Origin of the sequence: Rhodococcus ruber (assembly GCF_027270735.1) — a bacterium.
In the GTDB taxonomy this organism is placed as follows: domain Bacteria; phylum Actinomycetota; class Actinomycetes; order Mycobacteriales; family Mycobacteriaceae; genus Rhodococcoides; species Rhodococcoides rubrum_A.
Map to the genome: position 1 here is coordinate 118,023 of NZ_JAPWIJ010000009.1, position 16,670 is coordinate 134,692.

11 protein-coding genes are annotated in these 16,670 nt (G+C 64.7%); all 11 read right to left on the bottom strand.

Annotation, left to right across the window (positions count from 1 at the left end; genetic code table 11):
• Positions 1–4: 4 nt before the first annotated feature.
• The 11 genes from O4220_RS20845 to O4220_RS20895 all read right to left on the bottom strand — a co-directional run bounded on the left by O4220_RS20845 (position 5) and on the right by O4220_RS20895 (position 16,661).
• Positions 5–1,936, bottom strand: a complete 1,932-nt coding sequence (locus O4220_RS20845) for a hydantoinase B/oxoprolinase family protein (protein WP_269607385.1) — start codon at positions 1,934–1,936, stop codon at positions 5–7.
• Entirely contained in the window at positions 1,936–4,035 is a 2,100-nt protein-coding gene (locus O4220_RS20850; RefSeq protein ID WP_269607386.1) for a hydantoinase/oxoprolinase family protein, read from the bottom strand. Before O4220_RS20850 ends, O4220_RS20845 begins: the two co-directional genes overlap by 1 nt.
• A gap of 239 nt (positions 4,036–4,274) precedes the next feature.
• Entirely contained in the window at positions 4,275–4,940 is a 666-nt protein-coding gene (locus O4220_RS20855) for an SRPBCC family protein (protein ID WP_269607387.1), read from the bottom strand.
• On the bottom strand, positions 4,937–7,417 hold the full coding sequence (gene cutA / locus O4220_RS20860) for an aerobic carbon-monoxide dehydrogenase large subunit (protein ID WP_269607388.1): 2,481 nt from the start codon (positions 7,415–7,417) through the stop codon (positions 4,937–4,939). The genes O4220_RS20855 and cutA overlap by 4 nt, the downstream gene beginning before the upstream one ends.
• On the bottom strand, positions 7,414–8,052 hold the full coding sequence (locus tag O4220_RS20865) for a (2Fe-2S)-binding protein (RefSeq protein WP_094609937.1): 639 nt from the start codon (positions 8,050–8,052) through the stop codon (positions 7,414–7,416). Before O4220_RS20865 ends, cutA begins: the two co-directional genes overlap by 4 nt.
• The gene (locus O4220_RS20870) at positions 8,052–8,975 is read right to left on the bottom strand and encodes an FAD binding domain-containing protein (RefSeq protein ID WP_269607389.1); all 924 of its coding nucleotides are present in this window, start codon (positions 8,973–8,975) and stop codon (positions 8,052–8,054) included. Before O4220_RS20870 ends, O4220_RS20865 begins: the two co-directional genes overlap by 1 nt.
• An 80-nt stretch (positions 8,976–9,055) precedes the next feature.
• Complete coding sequence (locus O4220_RS20875) at positions 9,056–10,486, bottom strand: uracil-xanthine permease family protein (RefSeq protein ID WP_269607390.1); 1,431 nt, start codon at positions 10,484–10,486, stop codon at positions 9,056–9,058.
• Between the two features lie 129 nt (positions 10,487–10,615).
• Positions 10,616–12,280 carry a helix-turn-helix domain-containing protein gene (locus tag O4220_RS20880; RefSeq protein WP_269607391.1) on the bottom strand — a complete coding sequence of 555 codons (1,665 nt, stop codon included), beginning with the start codon at positions 12,278–12,280 and terminating at the stop codon, positions 10,616–10,618.
• Positions 12,274–13,416, bottom strand: a complete 1,143-nt coding sequence (locus tag O4220_RS20885; RefSeq protein WP_269607392.1) for an XdhC family protein — start codon at positions 13,414–13,416, stop codon at positions 12,274–12,276. The genes O4220_RS20880 and O4220_RS20885 overlap by 7 nt, the downstream gene beginning before the upstream one ends.
• A 128-nt stretch (positions 13,417–13,544) precedes the next feature.
• Entirely contained in the window at positions 13,545–14,921 is a 1,377-nt protein-coding gene (locus tag O4220_RS20890) for an amidase (RefSeq protein WP_269607393.1), read from the bottom strand.
• Between the two features lie 21 nt (positions 14,922–14,942).
• Positions 14,943–16,661, bottom strand: coding sequence for a PucR family transcriptional regulator (locus O4220_RS20895; protein ID WP_269607394.1), 1,719 nt, complete (start codon positions 16,659–16,661; stop codon positions 14,943–14,945).
• Positions 16,662–16,670 lie beyond the last annotated feature (9 nt).

Below are 16,670 nucleotides of genomic sequence, written 5' to 3' on the forward strand. Positions count from 1 at the left end.
AATCTCAGCGATCGATGAAGTCGTACTCGGCGAACTTCGCCCCACCGGAGAGGCGCTCATACCCCGGTCCACGGTCGAAGAACGGCTCGTCGAGTCCGCGTGCATTGCGCATCTCGGCGCGCAGCTTCTCCGATGCCTCGACGTCGGCGCTCGCCGCGGATTCTGCAATGACGACGCCGTAGTCCTTGGCCGCGAACTCGCGAGAGACTTTGCCCCACAGCACGTCCTGCTCGACCGACTCGATCGGGCGTTCCAGGGGATCGCCCCAGCCGCCGCCGCCGGTGGTACGAATGCGGATGGTGTCGCCGGCCAGAATCGGCTCGGCATCGGTCAGTGCGTCGAACTCACGCTCGTTCGGCTGACCCGGATTGAGTGTCACCGAGAAGGATCCGCCGGCCTTGCCGCCCTTGACTCCCCAGCACGCGAGAATCGAACGGTCGGCAATGGACATGAAATGCGCATCCTTGAGCATGCGGATGTGCTTTTCGTAGCCCAGGCCGCCGCGGTAGCGTCCGGCACCACCGGAATCCTTGGCCAGGCCGAGCTTTTCGACGATGAACGGGAAGCGGCTCTCGGTGAACTCGGTGGGCAGGTTCCGGGAATCGGGAACGACGTGAATGGTGTCCTCACCGTCCGCGTAGTGCCGTCCACCCGAGCCGCCACCGAGCACCTCACGCATGAGGTAGGAGTTGCCGTCGAAGTCATCCCCGTACACACCGGTGTAGCGAATGGTCTCCTGATCGGCAGGCATGTTGCCGTCCACAGCCTTTGCCACCACGCCGGCGAGCACACCGAGCAGACGCAGGATGACGAACGTCCGAGCGTTGGTCGGGGCCGGGAAGATCGGAGTGATGAGCGTGCCCTTCTCGGGGAACTTCATCTCGATCAGCGGGATGACGCCCTCGTTGACGTCGAGCTCGGCCATGCGTTCGGGGGAGTCCGCGAGGTTGCGAAGCACCGGCGCAAGCCATTTCGCGAGGAAATTGCCGTCGGCGTAATCACCGCAGTGGTTGATCGGACCCTTGGCCTGCGGTCCGGTTCCGGTGAAGTCGAGGATGAGTCGCTCACCGCGCTCGTCCTCGGGACCGGTCTTGGTGAGCGTGATCCGCTGAACGTGCAACATGGGCTCGTCGACGCCGTCGTGCTCGGCGTAGTCCTCCCAGGTGTATTCACCCTTCGGGATCTTGCTCAGAATCTCACGACGGTAGATCTCGGTGGTCGCATCCATCATGGAGTCGAAGCACGACTCGACGGTATCGATGCCGTACCGCTCGTACAGCTCCGTCATCCGCCGCGCACCCATCAGGCACGCCGAGCACTCGGCATCGAGATCGGCGGCCAGGGCGTCGGGCATCCGGGAATTGCGCGTCATGATGGTCAACGCAGCCTGGTTGGGGACGCCCTGATCCCACAGCTTGATGGGCGGAACCATCAGTCCCTCTTCGTACACGGTGGTCGCACCCGACGGCATCGAGCCGGGGCAGCAGCCACCGATATCGTCGTGATGACCGAATGCCTGAACGAACGCAACAACGCTCGGCTCGGTCTCGCCGGGCTTGGTTGCGAACACCGGCACCGTGACGCACAGGTCGGGCAGGTGGCCGATGCCGCCTTCGGAGAGATAGACGTCGTTGTGGAAGTAGACGTCACCCGGCTTCATGGTCTCGAGCGGGAAGTCGCGGGCAACCGGATGCACCAGTGCTGAGTAGGAACGGCCGGTGAGCTTGCGCAGATTGCGGTCGTGGATGCCGGCGCGGAAATCGTGGGCGTCGCGGATCATCGGTGATCGCGACGTCCGCGAAATCGCCGTCTCCACTTCCATTTCGACACTCGCGAGGTATCCGGCCACGATCTCGACGAGAACGGGATCGGGCGCAGGCGCGTCGACCGGAGACAGTCGGTAGGGCTTGTTGTTCACCTTGTCGATGACGGTCATCAGTTCGCTCCGTTCGAGTCGAGAGTGCGGGTGATGCGGACGTTGCCGAACGTGTCTATGCGGGCCGAGAAGCCCGGATCGATCGGCACGGTGGAGCTGAATTCTTCGATGACGGCCGGTCCGGTGATCGTGTCACCCGCACCGAGATCCGCACGGCTGTATATCGCGGTCTCGTGCCAGCCGTCGAAGTACGCCTGACGCGTTCCGGTTCGGGCACTTTCGGCTCCGGTGCCGGCGGCGATCTCCGACAGCACGGGTCGCTTGATGGGGCCGATACCGCTGACCCGCAGATTGACCCACTCGACGAACTGGCTGTGATCGCCGCGGAAGTCGTAGCCGTACAGCTCGCGGTGTGCTTCGTGGAACGCCTCGGCGGCCTGATCGATGCTCGCCTGGGTGATCTCACCGTCGGCGATCGGGACGCGCACCTCGAAGGCCTGCCCGAAGTAGCGCAGGTCGGCAGAGCGTGCGTAGCGACGATCCTCGGCGGCGAAGCCTTCACCGGCGAGTGCTTCGTCGGCGCGGGCAGCGAGGACAGCAAGTTCCGACTCCAAGTCCTCGGCGCGCAGACGGTCGTGGCGACTGACGTGCGTCTGTACGTAGTCGTTGCGGACATCGACGGTGAGCAGGCCGAATGCCGATACGTTGCCCGGGTTGAGCGGTACCAGAACGTCTTTCAACCCCAGGATGTCCACGAGGCGGCAAGCGAGCAGCGAACCGGAACCACCGAAGGTGACCAGCGTGAAGTCACGAACGTCGAGTCCGCGCTTGACCGAGATCTGGCGCAGCGCATTGGCCTGGTTCCAGGCGGACACTTCGAGGATGCCGGTGCCGCAGGCCTCGACCTCGAGGGACAGCTGGTGCGCCAGATCTTCGATGCCCTTGCGCGCAAGATCGGTATCGAGCGGAATCTCGCCGCCGAGCAGGTGGGGAGGTATCCGTCCGAGCAGAACGTGGGCGTCGGTGATGGTCGGAGCGGAGCCGCCGTTGCCGTAACACATGGGGCCGGGATCGGCTCCGGCCGAATGCGGCCCGACGCGCAGCGTGCCTTCCGGTGTCATCCAGGCGATCGATCCACCGCCTGCGCCGACGGTGACGACGTCGATCATCGGAATCTTCGACGGGTAGTTTCCGACGCGTCCCTCGGTGGTCAGCGCGGGCTCGCCGCGGACCACGACGGTCACGTCGGTGGAGGTGCCTCCGCCGTCGCAGGTGAGGACCTGCTCGACGCCTGCGGCGCTGGCGACCAAGGCCGCGCCGAGGGCACCGGCGGCCGGGCCCGAGAGCACGGTGGTGATGGGCTGGTGCACAACCTCTTTGGCGGACAGAACGCCGCCGTTGGACTTCATCACGTAGAACGGCACGTCGCGGGCGTCGCCGGATTCGGTGGCGAACTCGCGCAGCCGGTTGGCGATGTTGTTGACGTAACTGCGGATATTGGGCTTGACGGCCGCGTCGACCAACGTGGTGATCGCGCGCTCGAATTCGCGGTACTCGCGCAGTACCTCGGTGGAGATGGAGACCGTGGCCTCGGGGTACTCCTCGAGCAGGATGTCGCGGACCCGCTGCTCGTGGTCCGGGTTGGCGTAAGAGTGCACCAGGCACACGCCGAGCGTCTTGACACCTTCGGACTTGAAGAATGCGGCCGCTGCGCGTACGTCGTCATCGTTGAGCGGACGGATCTCGTTGCCGTCGAACGAGAGTCGGCCACGGATGGTGCGGACGCGGTGCGCGGGCACGATGCGATCGGGCTTGACCCAGAAGTACGAGTTGCCGTAGCCGTCGGGTACCGACTGACGCGCGATTTCGAGTACGTGCTCGTAGCCCTCGGTGGTGATGAAACCGAGGTTCTCGACCTTGCCTTCGAGCAGCTTGTTGGTGGCGACGGTGGTGCCGTGGCTGACAGCGCTGAGGGAATCACCCGAGACGCCCAGCTGGCGGAGCACTTTGTCGATGCCTGTCAGAAATCCTTCGGCCGGATCACTGGGAGTCGACGGTGTCTTGGTGGTCACCATGGCACCGGACTCCTCGTCCACTGCCACGACGTCGGTGAATGTGCCACCGGTGTCGATGCCGACCCGAATCTTTCGTGGTTCCACGCTTCCTCCTCAGTATGGTTCGTAGGCCACGCGTCCGAAGCTCGGATCTGCGGGTGCCTGACGTGTACTCATATTCGACCCGTTATGCGCGTCACAATCTTTGGCACAAGGTGCCAAACTCCGACCGCACATTTGAGCTCCGCGCGCCCTGAAGGACCGTCGAATTGGCAGTACTTGCAACGACAAAGGCCGCTCACCCCGCGCTGGGGGTGAGCGGCCTTCTATCTACGAGGCTGCAGCTACCGATTACACGACGAGCGAGTGAGCACGCTGCCCAGGACAACTCCGGCCAAGGCGATGCCCGCGCCCGCCGCGGCGGCGATCAGCGCACCCTTGACCGACGCCGCCGCAGCGGGAGCGCTCGCAGCGCCGGAGTGTCCACCCGACGCGGCGACCGGCAGCGCGATGGAGCCACCCGCTGCGCCGGCGGGGGAGGCCTCGGCCGATGCGGACGCCTCGGGCACCCCGTTGGCGATGACGCCGTCGAGTCCGTTGAAGAACACTCCCGCCATCTTCTTGGCGACACCGGTGATCATGCGCTGCCCGACGCCGCCGACCATTCCGCCGACCACGGCATCGGCGTCGTAGCTGAGGAGTGTGCCGCCGCTCTCGGTCTGCTCGAGCGTGATGGTGACATCGGCGCGCACGGTGCCCGGCGCGCCAGCACCGGAGGCGGTCATGACGAACGACTCGGGCCGATTCTGTTGCGAGAGCAACACTTCACCGTCGTACGTGCCCTTGATCGCTGCGACCCCGGCCGTGATGGAGAGCTTGTAGTGGTCATCGCTCAACTGCTCGAGCGATTGCACACCGGGAATGGTCGCGGCGAGTACTCGGCCGTCCTGCATGCTGTCGTAGACCTCGGCGGGAGGCGCGGTCAGGGTGGCGGTGCCTGCGATTCTCATGAAGTCTCCTGGGATGTCTGGGCGACCGCGTGGATCAGCCGCAGCTCGTAGAGGTCGGACGGGGATATGGGCATCGAGGTGATCGGGAAGCCTTCGGCGTCCTCGACCGCTGCCGCGATGACGGCAGTGGTGGGAATGACGCCGGCTTCACCGGCACCCTTCATTCCCAGCGGGTTGAGTCCGGACGGGGTGACGGTGTGATCCATCTCGATCGTCTCGGGAACCTCGGTCACGAAGGGCATCAGGAAGTCCATGAACGATGCGTTGAGCAGCTGCCCGTGCTCGTCGTACACGATCTTCTCGTAGAGTGCGCCGCCGATTCCCTGCGCGACACCACCGTGGATTTGCCCCTCGACGATTCGAGGATTGATGACGTTGCCGCAGTCATGGACGACGGCGTAGCGCTCGACGTGGATTTCCGCAGTTACCGGGTCGGTCTCGACGATCGCGGCGTGAATGCCCGACGCGAATGTCGACCGCGGGGGCGAGTAGTACCCCGTCGCCTCGAGTCCGGGCTGCTCGCCCTCCGGCACCGGTGGGATGGACATGTCGGTGCCCATCTTCGCGAATCCGGTCGCCTGCCGGGACTCCTTGTCGAACGCGTACCGCAGCGGATTGGACAGCACTGCAACCACTCCGAGGGAGATCGAGGTGCCCTCGGCTCCCGGTTCGGTGCCGATCTTGCTCACGTAGCCACCGCGCAATTCCAGCTCGGCGACGTCCAGGTCCAGAGCGCGGCCGGCGATGATCTTCGCCTTCTCGGCCACCATCTGCGCTGCAACGTGGAATGCCGATCCGGACATGACTGCACCACGAGAGGCGAATGTGCCGACGGCATAACCGAATCGGCGAGTGTCACCGGTGGTGATCTCGATGTCGGCGATCGACACGCCCAGATCATCGGCGACGATCTGCGCGAACGTCGTCTGATGACCCTGTCCCTGGGTGGTCAGGCCCGTTGCGCCCTTGATCTTTCCGGAGTTCTCGATGAGGACGTGCGCACCCTCGTAGGGTCCGGGGCCGGTGCCTTCCACATACGCGCCGACGCCGATGCCGACGGTGCGGCCCTCGGCGGCGGCCTGCTTCTTGTACGCGGGGAAGCCGTCCCAGTCGATGAGCGCCTTGAGCTTGTCGATACCGGCCTGATAGTCGCCGGTGTCGTAGATCAACGGCCGACCGTCCTGGAACATGAGACCGAAGTCGTAGGGCATCTCCTCGGGCCGGATCAGGTTCTTCTCGCGAACTTCGAGCCGATCCTTGCCGAGGTACTGGGCGATGGCGTCCATCGATCGCTCCATCGCGAACACGCCCTGCGGACGGCCGGCCCCACGATAGGGAATGACGATGACGGTGTTGGTGTACAGCGAATAACCGTTGCAGCGGAACGAGACCGGCTTGTACGGCCCGAGCACCTGCGTCGCAGTGTTGATCAGGACGATGATGCCGTACGGGAGGTAGGCGCCGTTGTCGTGCCAGACGGTGAAGTCGAACGCCAGTAGCCGGCCTTCGTCGTCGAACCCTAGCGTGACCTCTTGGACCTGCGCGCGTTCGTGGGCGCTCGAGATGAAATGCTCACGACGGTCTTCGACCCATTTGACCTCGTTGGAGATACCGGCTCGGCCCAACTGCCGCGCGGCCCACGTCACCATGACCTCCTCGGGCCACGGGTGCATGATCTTGACGCCGAAACCGCCACCGACATCCGGTGCGATGCAGTGAATCTTGTTCATTGCCATGCCGAGCCGCGCTGCAACGGCCGCGCGCACCGAGGTGGAGGTCTGCGTCGACGACCAGAAGGTCAGCGTTTCCTCGTCGCTGTCCCACCGCGCATAGACACCCTTGCCCTCCAACGGCATTGCCGCGGAACGCTCCACGTCGAGATTGAGCGTGATTCGGTGCGGTGCCGTCGCCAATTCGCGGTCGATGTCGCCGAAGCTGTGCTGCAGATGCGCAGCAACGTTGTCGGGTACATCGTCGTGCACGTGCCGAGTCGCGGTGCGAGCGGTCTCGATTCCTACGACCGGATCGAGAATGTCGTAGGTGACCTCGATGGCGGCGCAGGCATCTTCGGCCACGTAGCGACTCTGCGCGATGACCATGACGATGGCCTCGCCGACGTGGTTGACCTTGTCCTTGGCCAGTGGAAAACCGTTGCGCGGGGCGATGATTGCTGGGTGCGGAATCAGCAGTGGTAGGCCCTCGGCCATCTCGGGTGAGTCCGCTTCGAGATCGTCGTAGGTGTAGACCGCGTGCACTCCCTGCATGGCGAGCGCGGCGTCGATGTCGATCCCGGTGATCCGCGCGTGTGCGTGCGGAGAGCGAACGAAGGCGGCGATCAGCGCGCCGTGTCCGAGATCGTCGAGATACTTGCCCTTCCCGCTCAGCAACCGCGTGTCCTCGGACCGCGAGAGTGGTTGGCCGAAGAGCGGGGCAGTGTTGGTCGGGGTGTGCGGTGGGGCCGTGCGGGTGGTGCTCATGCTCGGCCCATCCGTCCGCCGACGGGATTGGTGGTTCCCCGTACTTTCCGGTCCAGTGCCGCTCGGCTCGATTCGTCGTCCGGCCCGAGGGGGAATTCGCCCGCTCTCTCGCGCTTGATCTCGGCGGCCCGCAGCACCGAGGCCTTGATGTTCTGATATCCGGTACACCGGCAGATGTTGCCGGCGATGGCCTCGGTGGCTTCTTCCTGCGTCGGAGAGTCGTTCTCCTCGAGGAATGCCGCGATGGTGGTGACGAATCCTGGTGTGCAGAAGCCGCATTGCAGACCGTGGCAGTCCTTGAATGCCTGCTGCACGGGGTGCAACGTGCCGTCCGGCTCGACGAGACCCTCCACCGTGGTGACACTCTGGCCCTCGAGGCTGGCGGCCAACATCAGGCAGGCCCGGACGGGCTTACCGTCGAGCAGAACGGTGCAGGCACCACACACGCCGTGCTCGCACCCTACGTGGGTGCCGGTCTGGCGAAGATTGTGGCGGATGGCATCGGATGCGATCGTTCGGGCCGGAACGACGATCGTTTGTTTGGTCGAGTTGAGCGTGAACGTCACCTGTACGTGTTGTTCGCCGGTCTCGGTCATCAGATCGTCGAGCTGTTGTTCGATATCTGTTGTCGTCATTACTGGTTCACTCCGGAATCGACGTGCAGCGCTGCCTGGTGCGTGGTCAACGAGGATGCGCCGTCGACTGCGGCGGCCATCACCACCCGTGCTGTCAGCGCTGCGACGAGTTGAGATCTGTAGGCGGCTGTGGCGTGAATATCGGGCTCGGTCTCGATGCGATGCCGAGCAGCGTCGGACAGTGCGTTCCACTTCGGATCACGCGCGTCGGATATGCACGCCCCAGCGATGACGTCGGTGAAATCGGTGACTTCACCGAACTCGCCGGCGGAGACATAGGTGACCTGGGCGCTGCGTACCTCGCCGCCCTCGCTCACCTCGGCGCGGGCCACGACTCCGACAAGCGCGTAATCGCCTTGTCTGCGGGCAATTTCGTCGATGGCTGTGCCCACTCCGGGCCGGGCCGCAGGAACGGTCGCCGCGATGGCGATCTCGTCGGTCTCGAGCGAGGACTCCAGGGGTCCGAGAAACAGATCCTTCGCCGAGATCTGGCGGCGTCCCCGCACGGACTGGACCGTCACCGAACCGTCGAGCAAACGGATAACGGCAGGCATCTCGGCCGACGGGTCGGCGTGGACGATGGATCCGACGGTGGTTCCACGGTTCCTGATGGTCGGGTGGGCCACCAACTGCAGTGCCCGTCCGAGCAGCGGCTGTGTCTGAGCAGCAGCGCGGTTCGAGGCCACTGTGGCGTGCGTGGCGAGCGCTGCGAAGGTGACGCCCGACTGCGCCGAGGCGGTGATCTCGTCGAGTCCGGCGATGCCGGTGATGTCGATCAGGTTGCCGGGGGCCGCCAGCCGCATCGAGAGCATCGGGATCAGTGACTGTCCGCCCGCCAGGACCTTGCCGTCGACGCCCGCGAGGATCTGGCACGCCTCCTCGATCGACCGAGGTCGATGGTATTTAAGTGGCGAAGGTTTCATATCCCGATCCTGCCTGCCTGTGCCGATAAGTGTTTCGTCAAGAGGTGACAAACGTCACGCCTCAGTGTGGCAATCGCTCGTTACCGCAACGGCTCGAGGGGTTCGACTGTGTCGGTACCCCGATGAGCCGCCGAACGGCGGGTGGGTGGTTGCTCGTTCCGCGTCCTCATGTGCGCGGGAGCGATACGTGCGCACAGGTGGTAGAGAACGATGACGACGATGGTGCCCAAAGAGATACCGCTCAACGAGAAGGAGTCGCTGAAGACGAGCGAGGTGTCTCCGATGGCGATGATGAGTCCTGCCGCGACGGGCATCATGTTGAGCGGGTTGCCGAAGTCGACGCCGTTCTCGTGCCAGATCTTTGCGCCCAGAAGGCCGATCATTCCGTACAGCACCACGGTGATTCCGCCGAGTACTCCGCCGGGCGTCGCCGAGATCAGTGCGCCGAACTTCGGGGAGAAGCCGAGAAGCATGGCGATGATTCCGGCCGCGGTATATGCGGCCGTCGAGTACACCTTGGTTGCGGCCATGACGCCGATGTTCTCGGCGTAGGTCGTCGTGGGCGAGCCACCGACCGAGCTGGCCATCACGGTAGCCAAACCGTCGGCTGCCAGTGCGCGTCCCATCATGGGGTCGAGGTCGTCTCCGGTCATTTCGGCTACGGCCTTGACGTGTCCGGCGTTCTCGGCAATCAGGGCGATGACGCCGGGGAGCACGAGGACGATGAAGGCCAGGCTGAACGAGGGTGCGTGGATGCCCACGATGCCGTTCGCCTCGTCGCTGAACGGCGGCAGACCGAGCCACGACGACGATTCGACGCCCGACCAGTTGACCCGGAAATGTTCGGTGATCTCTCCGGCAGCCGCGTCGTAGGACGTGATGGGCCCGGAGACGAGATCGAGAATCCAGGACAGTACGTACCCGAAGATCAGGGACAGCAGGATGGCGATTCGTCCGATGAAGCCGCGCAGTGCGACGCTCATGACGACCAGGACGATCATCACTGCGAGAGCGACCCATTGGTCCTGCGGCCAGTACGTGCTGGCGACGACGGGGGCAAGGTTGAACCCGATCAGCATCACCACCGCTCCGGTGACCACCGGCGGGAGCACCTTGACCACCACCCCGCCGCCCATGAGGTGGATGGCGAGGCCGGCGAGGGCGAGAACGACACCGGAGACCAGGATTGCGCCGGTGACCTCGGCCGAGGTGCCACCCTGCGCCCGGATGGCGGCCACACCGCCCACGAACACTGCGGACGTGCCGAGGTAGCTGGGAATCCGGCCCTTGACCATGAGCAGGAAGAAGATGGTGCAGAACCCCGACATGAGAATGGCCAGTTGGGGATTGAGGCCCATGATGATGGGGAAGACGAACGTGGCCCCGAACATCGAGACGACGTGCTGACCGCCGAGGCTGATGGTGCGGCCCCAGTTCAATCGCTCGTTCGGGGCGACAACGTCACCTGGTAATACGTTCTTTCCGTCTCCGTGAATCTTCCAGATCGGCATTTCGAGCCTTCCTCCAACGTACCGAACCGAGGGGGTTCGTGGGGCGTGTAAAGTGTTGTGGTGCAACGCTACTGCGGTATCGTGCGGCCGATATGGGCGCAATCTGCCAAGCGCTCGATGGCTCAGCCGTCACATCTGGTGGTCGGCGGCGCGCATCGCCATGATCTTGAGTGCGAGGGAAAGATCGAGCCGTAGATCGGCGTGATCGGTGAACGGGCCCAGAATTTTTTCGAGCTTCGTGATGCGGTATCGGAGAGTGTTGTAGTGGAAATGCAGTGCGCGAGCAGTTTCCGCGATATTGATGTTCGTGGCCAGCAACATCTCCAGGGTCTTTCGCATGTCCTGCGCTTCGGCGCTGTGGCCCGCAAGATCGTGCAAGGTTTCCCGCGCGAACGATTCGAGCTCGTCCTCGTTGTCCACCAGGCTCAACAAGCGAAAGACGCCGAGCTCGTCGAAGGCAGTGACGGTCCAGTCGCCGCCGATCCGGCGGCCGACTTTCACTGCTGTGCGGGCCTGGCCGTACGTTGCCGGAATGTCTTCCACTGCAGTGCAGGGCCGTGATATACCGACGGTGAAGGGCTGTCGACCGCCACCGCCGTCGCCGTGGACTCGCTCGACGATCTCGTGTACGTCCGACACCGTGGTGGGGCCACTACCCATGATGATGACGGTTTCGGTGCCGAGTGCAGCAATCGCAGCAGACGAATCGCGTTGCGCCAGTGCGCTCGAGAACGCCGCCATCTGTCGATCGACGAGCGGCCGGCGGGTGGGCGACGGGTCGTCGTGACGAGGTATCGGTTCGATCGCGACAACGACGACGGGTCTGCCGATGTCCCAACCGAACCGACGGGCATGAGCCACCGCGTGGTCGTGCTCCCCGCCTCGGCCCAGCAGGAGATCCCGGAGAAAGTTCGACCGGTGCTTCTCCTCCACCGCCGAGAGTGCGAGATCGCGAGTGACGACCATCGCCAACACCCCTGCGGCCGCGTCCGCGGTGAGGAGATCCGATTCCGTCAAGGTGCGAGTCGAGGAGAACAGGACGATACGTCCGTGGTCGATTCCGTTGGCCGTGACGGCGCATACGGCAATCGAATTGTTCTGCTGCGACCGGAGACCGAGGCCGCCGTCGATGGAATCGGTGCGCAGTCTTCCCGTGGCATCGAACGCGATGCCGGTGCGAAGTGCTCGAAGTTCGTCGTCACTTCCGGCGGAAGCGAGTTCTCGTCCATCCACCGTCGTGATGGACACTGCCACGTCGCATTCGACCGCAGTCGCGAAGGCCAGTTGCGCCACCCCACCGCCCGCGAGCGTGATGTCGGTCAGAGAACGACGCAGACGATCCGACCGAAATTTCGCTCGCGCCTGAGTCTTTGCACTGTCGCGAAGGCCTACGGTGAGCTCGTGACCAGGGTCGGGTTCACCGAAAATCTGAAGTAGCGGTAGGCCCAGCTCGTCGGCACACACGCCGACGCACTCGGGAACGGCAAGGTCGTCGTCGGCCCGCACAAGAATTCCGGCGACGCCGAGGGAATGCGCGCGTGACAACAGCGATGCCGTCGGCTCCGTCAGATGTGCGAGAGCCTCGCTCGTGGTCGACAGTAGGTCGCCGGGCCTGATCCAGAACCGGATGCCGGCGGGGTCGTCGACGTGATTGATTCTGCGTACCGGTCGCCCGAGGCCGGCATGACCGGCGAGCACAGTTGCGTGCGCCAACAGGTTCGAGTTCAGGACCGTCTCGACGGTGTGCGGTGCCTCGGTGATGGCCGAGCGTTGCTCGTCCCGCAGTGTCAGCACCGGACAGCCGAGCGTGTGCTGGGTCGATTAGCATTCTCCGACAAAATATCTCGGTGAATCGGACCGGTGAGATCACGCAACTCGAGCCCGGTGGTGCGCCGTGAGACCTTCAATATCTCGGCGACGATGGACACGGCCGTTTCCGCTGGGGTGCTCGCGCCGATATCGAGTCCGATAGGGGAGTGCAACCGGTCCAGCTCGGTCTCGCTCACCCCGCGCTCGCCGAGGAGTTCGATGCGGCGGCGGTGAGTGGACCTGCTTCCCAACGCGCCCACATAGGCAGCACGGCTGCGTAGCGCTCGCTCGAGGAGGGGAATGTCGAACTTCTCGTCGTGCGTGAGCACTGCGATGACTGTTCGCTCGTCGACCGGCGCAGATTCGAGAAACGTGTGCGGCCATGCGACGACGACATCGACTGCCTCGGGGAAACGGGCCGGGGTAGCGAATACGGCGCGGGCGTCGACGACGGTGACGGCGTAGCCGGCGAACGAGCCGAGGTGGCACAGGGCGGCCGCGAAGTCGATGGCACCGAAGACGTACATCCGCGGCGGCGGGCCGAAGACCTCCGCCATGATCGATCGCTCGCTGTCATCGGACAGGTGAATGTCGAGACCGGATTCGCCGCGGTGCAGTTGCTCGCGAACGAACGGCCCCAGCGGCGATCCATCGGAGTGCGCGTCGGCGAGTGAGCCTGCATCCACGGTGAGGTCCGATCCGAGAATTGCGTACCGCGTCGGTGCCCCGGCGCTCAGCTCGGTGAGGACGGCCACCGGCTCGCCCGCAGCGATGCGGCCGGCCACTTCCCGAAGAGAATCGCAGGCGTCGCGGTCGACGAGTCGAACGAACACTTCGATGGTGCCGCCGCAGGTGAGGCCGACGCCGATGGCGTCGTCGTCCGCCACACGGTAGGTCTCACTCCGGGCGTAGCCGTCGGCGAGAACGTCGTTGGCAAGCTCGTACAGGGCACCCTCGATACAACCGCCGGAGACACTGCCGATCACTTGCCCGGATGCCGATACTGCCATCGCTGCCCCGGCCGGACGGGGTGAGGACTGCCAGGTTCGCACAACGGTGGCAAGGACGAACGGCTCACGCTCGAGCAGCCATGGGGCGAGATCGTCGAGGATGTCGCGCATGCCGCCGCCTTCCTACTGGATGAGTGATGCCCATCACGTTAGTGGCCGGTGCTGCTTCGACATGAAACAGAACTCGACCAAATCCGAAGCCGGTCGTTGTAAGAAGTCGCCGTCGCGGTCCGCGTGGACTAGCCCAGAGCGGCGGCGACGGCGAGCGCATGGTGTTCGTGCCACGGCCGAGCGATGATCTGGATACCGATCGGCAGGCTGCTCTCCGAGGTGGCAACGGGAACCACTACCGACGGCAGACCGAGGATGCTGATCGCTCGACTGCTGGCCAACGCCTGCGACCACGACAAGGTGGTGCCGTCGACATCGAAGCTCGTCTGTCCGAGCGGTGGGGCGAGGATCGACGCGACCGGGAGTATCAGGACATCGCCCATCTCGGTCAGCAACCGATGCTGCAGCTCGGCGCGGTGAGCCCACAGTGCCTCGACGTCCGTCGCCGACGTCGGTCGGACCGCGCCGAGGATCGCTGTGATGTTGTCGCTGAATTCGGCGGGACTGTATTGCTCGATGTCGGTTTGCGTTTCGCAGGCCCGCATTCGCGTGAACAGGTCGTTGGCCTCGCGCAGCGCAGTGCCCTTGTAGGGCGTCACCGACCTGACGGACGAGGCGGTGCGCAGGGCGGCCGCTTCGGTGGCGGCGCGAATCTCCGCATCGACCGGAACAGTTCCTTCTTCTGCCGCCCAACGGATATCGAGGCCGCGGGTGTTCACCTCTGCCGGCTCGATCCACCGGTACTGCGGTGACGAGAGCACCTTCAGTACCACGCTCACGTCGTCGAGGGTGCGTGCCATCGGTCCGACGGTCTGAACCGCACCGTGCATGGTGGCCGGGTTGGTCAGCACCCGGTGATCGCTCACGACACCGGGGTATTGCCCATCGGGGTCGATTCGCCCCGGCGTAGGCCTGATCGAGAACAGGCCCGTGCAGTGCGCGGGCCAGCGAACCGAGCCGCCGAAGTCGGTACCCAGTCCCACCACACTCATGCCCGACGCTATCGCCGCTGCCTCGCCGCCGCTGCTGCCTCCCGGCGAAAGTGGTGTTCCCGCAGGAGAAAGCGGGTTGACGGTGTACCCGAAGATGTCGTTGTGCGTGAGACCGCTGGCACCGAACTCGGGGGTGTTGGTCTTCCCCATCAGCACTGCACCTTCGGCGCGCATCCGAGCGACGGCCGGTGCATCGATGCGAGGGACATTGTTCGCCAGAGCGAACGAGCCCGCCGTGGTACGAACACCAGCGGTAGCGATCAGATCCTTGACCGTGAACGGCACTCCGGCAAGCGCGCCGACCGGTTCGCCGCGGACCACGCGCGCGTCGATCTCGTCGGCTTCGCGTCTGGCCGATTCTGCTGCCAGCGTGACGATCGCGTTCAGATCGGCGTTGTTGCGGGCGATGTGGTCGAGGTGTTGCTCGATCACCTCGCGAGCCGAGAGGCTACCGGATCTCACCGATGCGGCGAGCGTGCGAGCATCGGAACCGATCGAATGTCCGTCGAGCACTTGATATCTCCTTGTTGTACGTCACAGGCCCTTCATCTCCGCAACGCGCAGTGCGAGCGCCACATCCAGGCGCAGAATGGGATCGGTGGTGAAGGGGCCGACGATGGATTCCAGCTTGCCGATTCGGTAGCGGAGGGTGTTGTAGTGAAAGTGCAGCACGCGTGCTGTTTCGGCGACATTGCAGTTGGTATCCAACAGTGCTTGCAGCGTTTGGCGCAGATCGAGAGCATCGGCATCGTCGCCCGCGAGTGAGCCCAACACTTCGCTCGCGAACGCCTGCAACTCCGCGGCATCGGTCACCAGGGACAGCAGGCGGTGCACACCCAGGCTGTCGAAATGTGCCACCGACCCGTTACCGCTCATGCGTCGCCCGACCATGACGGCCTTGCGCGCTTGATCGTAGGCGCGTGGAATATCGGCGACGGAGTCGATGACTCGGCTGACCCCTGCGCCGAACGAGTTACGGCCACCGCCCTTGTCGCCGGCCACGGACGCGATCAGATCGTCGACCACCTCGTGCTCGGTGCCCGGTTCGGCCGGCATGAGGGTGACGACCTCGTTGCTGAATCCGACGACGGGTGCCCGTCGATCGCGGCGGCGCACCACCTGTTGCCAGGCTGCGGTGAGCCGTTCCTGGGGTAGTCGTCCGGATACCGCAGGCTTCACCGAATTACTCACGGCCGCTTCGGCAATCTCGTCCAATTGAGCGACGATGACGACCATGCGTCGGTTCACGTCCCAGTCGAGTTGCGCGCAGTACTCGATGATCTGTTCGGGAGACTCGGTAGCGCCGTTGAGAACGTCACGCAAAAAATCGCCGCGGAACTTCGATTCCACGGCAGAGACCGCGAGCTTCTTGATGACCGCCAACGCGACCACTGTGGCCGCCCGCTCGAGAGACTGCATGGTGACCGGTCCGAGGCGTTGCGCCTCGGCCACGGCAACGATGAGGCCGTGGTCGGTGCCGCCCGCGATGATCGGTGCCACCGCGATGCGGTGCGTGTCGTCGCCCGGTACCGGCTGCAGGCCTTCGTGCAGGCGCTCGGTGAGCAGCCTGCCGGAAGGATCGAACAGCGGCATCTCCTCGAGCGCAGCAAGATCGGCATCGGCGCCGGCCGTGGCCTGCACCCTGCCATCGGGAGTGCAGATGAGCACCGATGCCTCGAAGAGTGTGGCCACCTCGTCGGCAATCTGAGGTAGGTCTCCGCCCTCGAGCACGATCGAGGTGAGTGCTCGATGCATTCGGTCGGCGATGTCCAGTGCCCACGCCTGTCGGTCGACGAGGTGGGTGAACACCTCGGAGATGACCTCGTCGAATCCCACGTCGCGGCGAATGAGGAACAGCGGCAGGTCGAGTCGGTCGGCCGCCTCGATCATGGCGGCCGGCACGTCCCCGAAGTACCGGCCCTCCTTGACTCCCAGCGCTGCCGCGCCGCGCTCGGCCAAGCCTTCGACGAGCTCCACCAGGGCACCGGCACCGAACGGTCGACCCGAATCAGCATGTCGCAGAGGGAAACCCGTCGTCAGCAGCAGCTCGTTCTGCTTGACCCACGGCAAGATGTCGGGAACTTCGATGACGTTGACGCGTCGCACGATCTTCTCGAGGCCACGCTCGCCGGCGACAAGGGTGGACTCCGCGAGACTCGGTAGCGCGAGCAGTTCAGCGACAGTGAGGGCATAGCTCGCCGACGAGGGGAAGTCTCGTGTTCGTGGACGAAGTTCACCGACCATGTCATCCATTGTTCAACC

Excerpts from the sequence above, each read along its gene's own strand:
- O4220_RS20845 (WP_269607385.1), bottom strand. The coding sequence starts at position 1,936 with ATGACCGTCATCGACAAGGTGAACAACAAGCCCTACCGACTGTCTCCG.
- O4220_RS20855 (WP_269607387.1), bottom strand. The coding sequence starts at position 4,940 with ATGAGAATCGCAGGCACCGCCACCCTGACCGCGCCTCCCGCCGAGGTC.
- cutA (WP_269607388.1), bottom strand. The coding sequence starts at position 7,417 with ATGAGCACCACCCGCACGGCCCCACCGCACACCCCGACCAACACTGCC.
- O4220_RS20865 (WP_094609937.1), bottom strand. The coding sequence starts at position 8,052 with ATGACGACAACAGATATCGAACAACAGCTCGACGATCTGATGACCGAG.
- O4220_RS20870 (WP_269607389.1), bottom strand. The coding sequence starts at position 8,975 with ATGAAACCTTCGCCACTTAAATACCATCGACCTCGGTCGATCGAGGAG.
- O4220_RS20875 (WP_269607390.1), bottom strand. The coding sequence starts at position 10,486 with ATGCCGATCTGGAAGATTCACGGAGACGGAAAGAACGTATTACCAGGT.
- O4220_RS20885 (WP_269607392.1), bottom strand. The coding sequence starts at position 13,416 with ATGCGCGACATCCTCGACGATCTCGCCCCATGGCTGCTCGAGCGTGAG.
- O4220_RS20895 (WP_269607394.1), bottom strand. The coding sequence starts at position 16,661 with ATGGATGACATGGTCGGTGAACTTCGTCCACGAACACGAGACTTCCCC.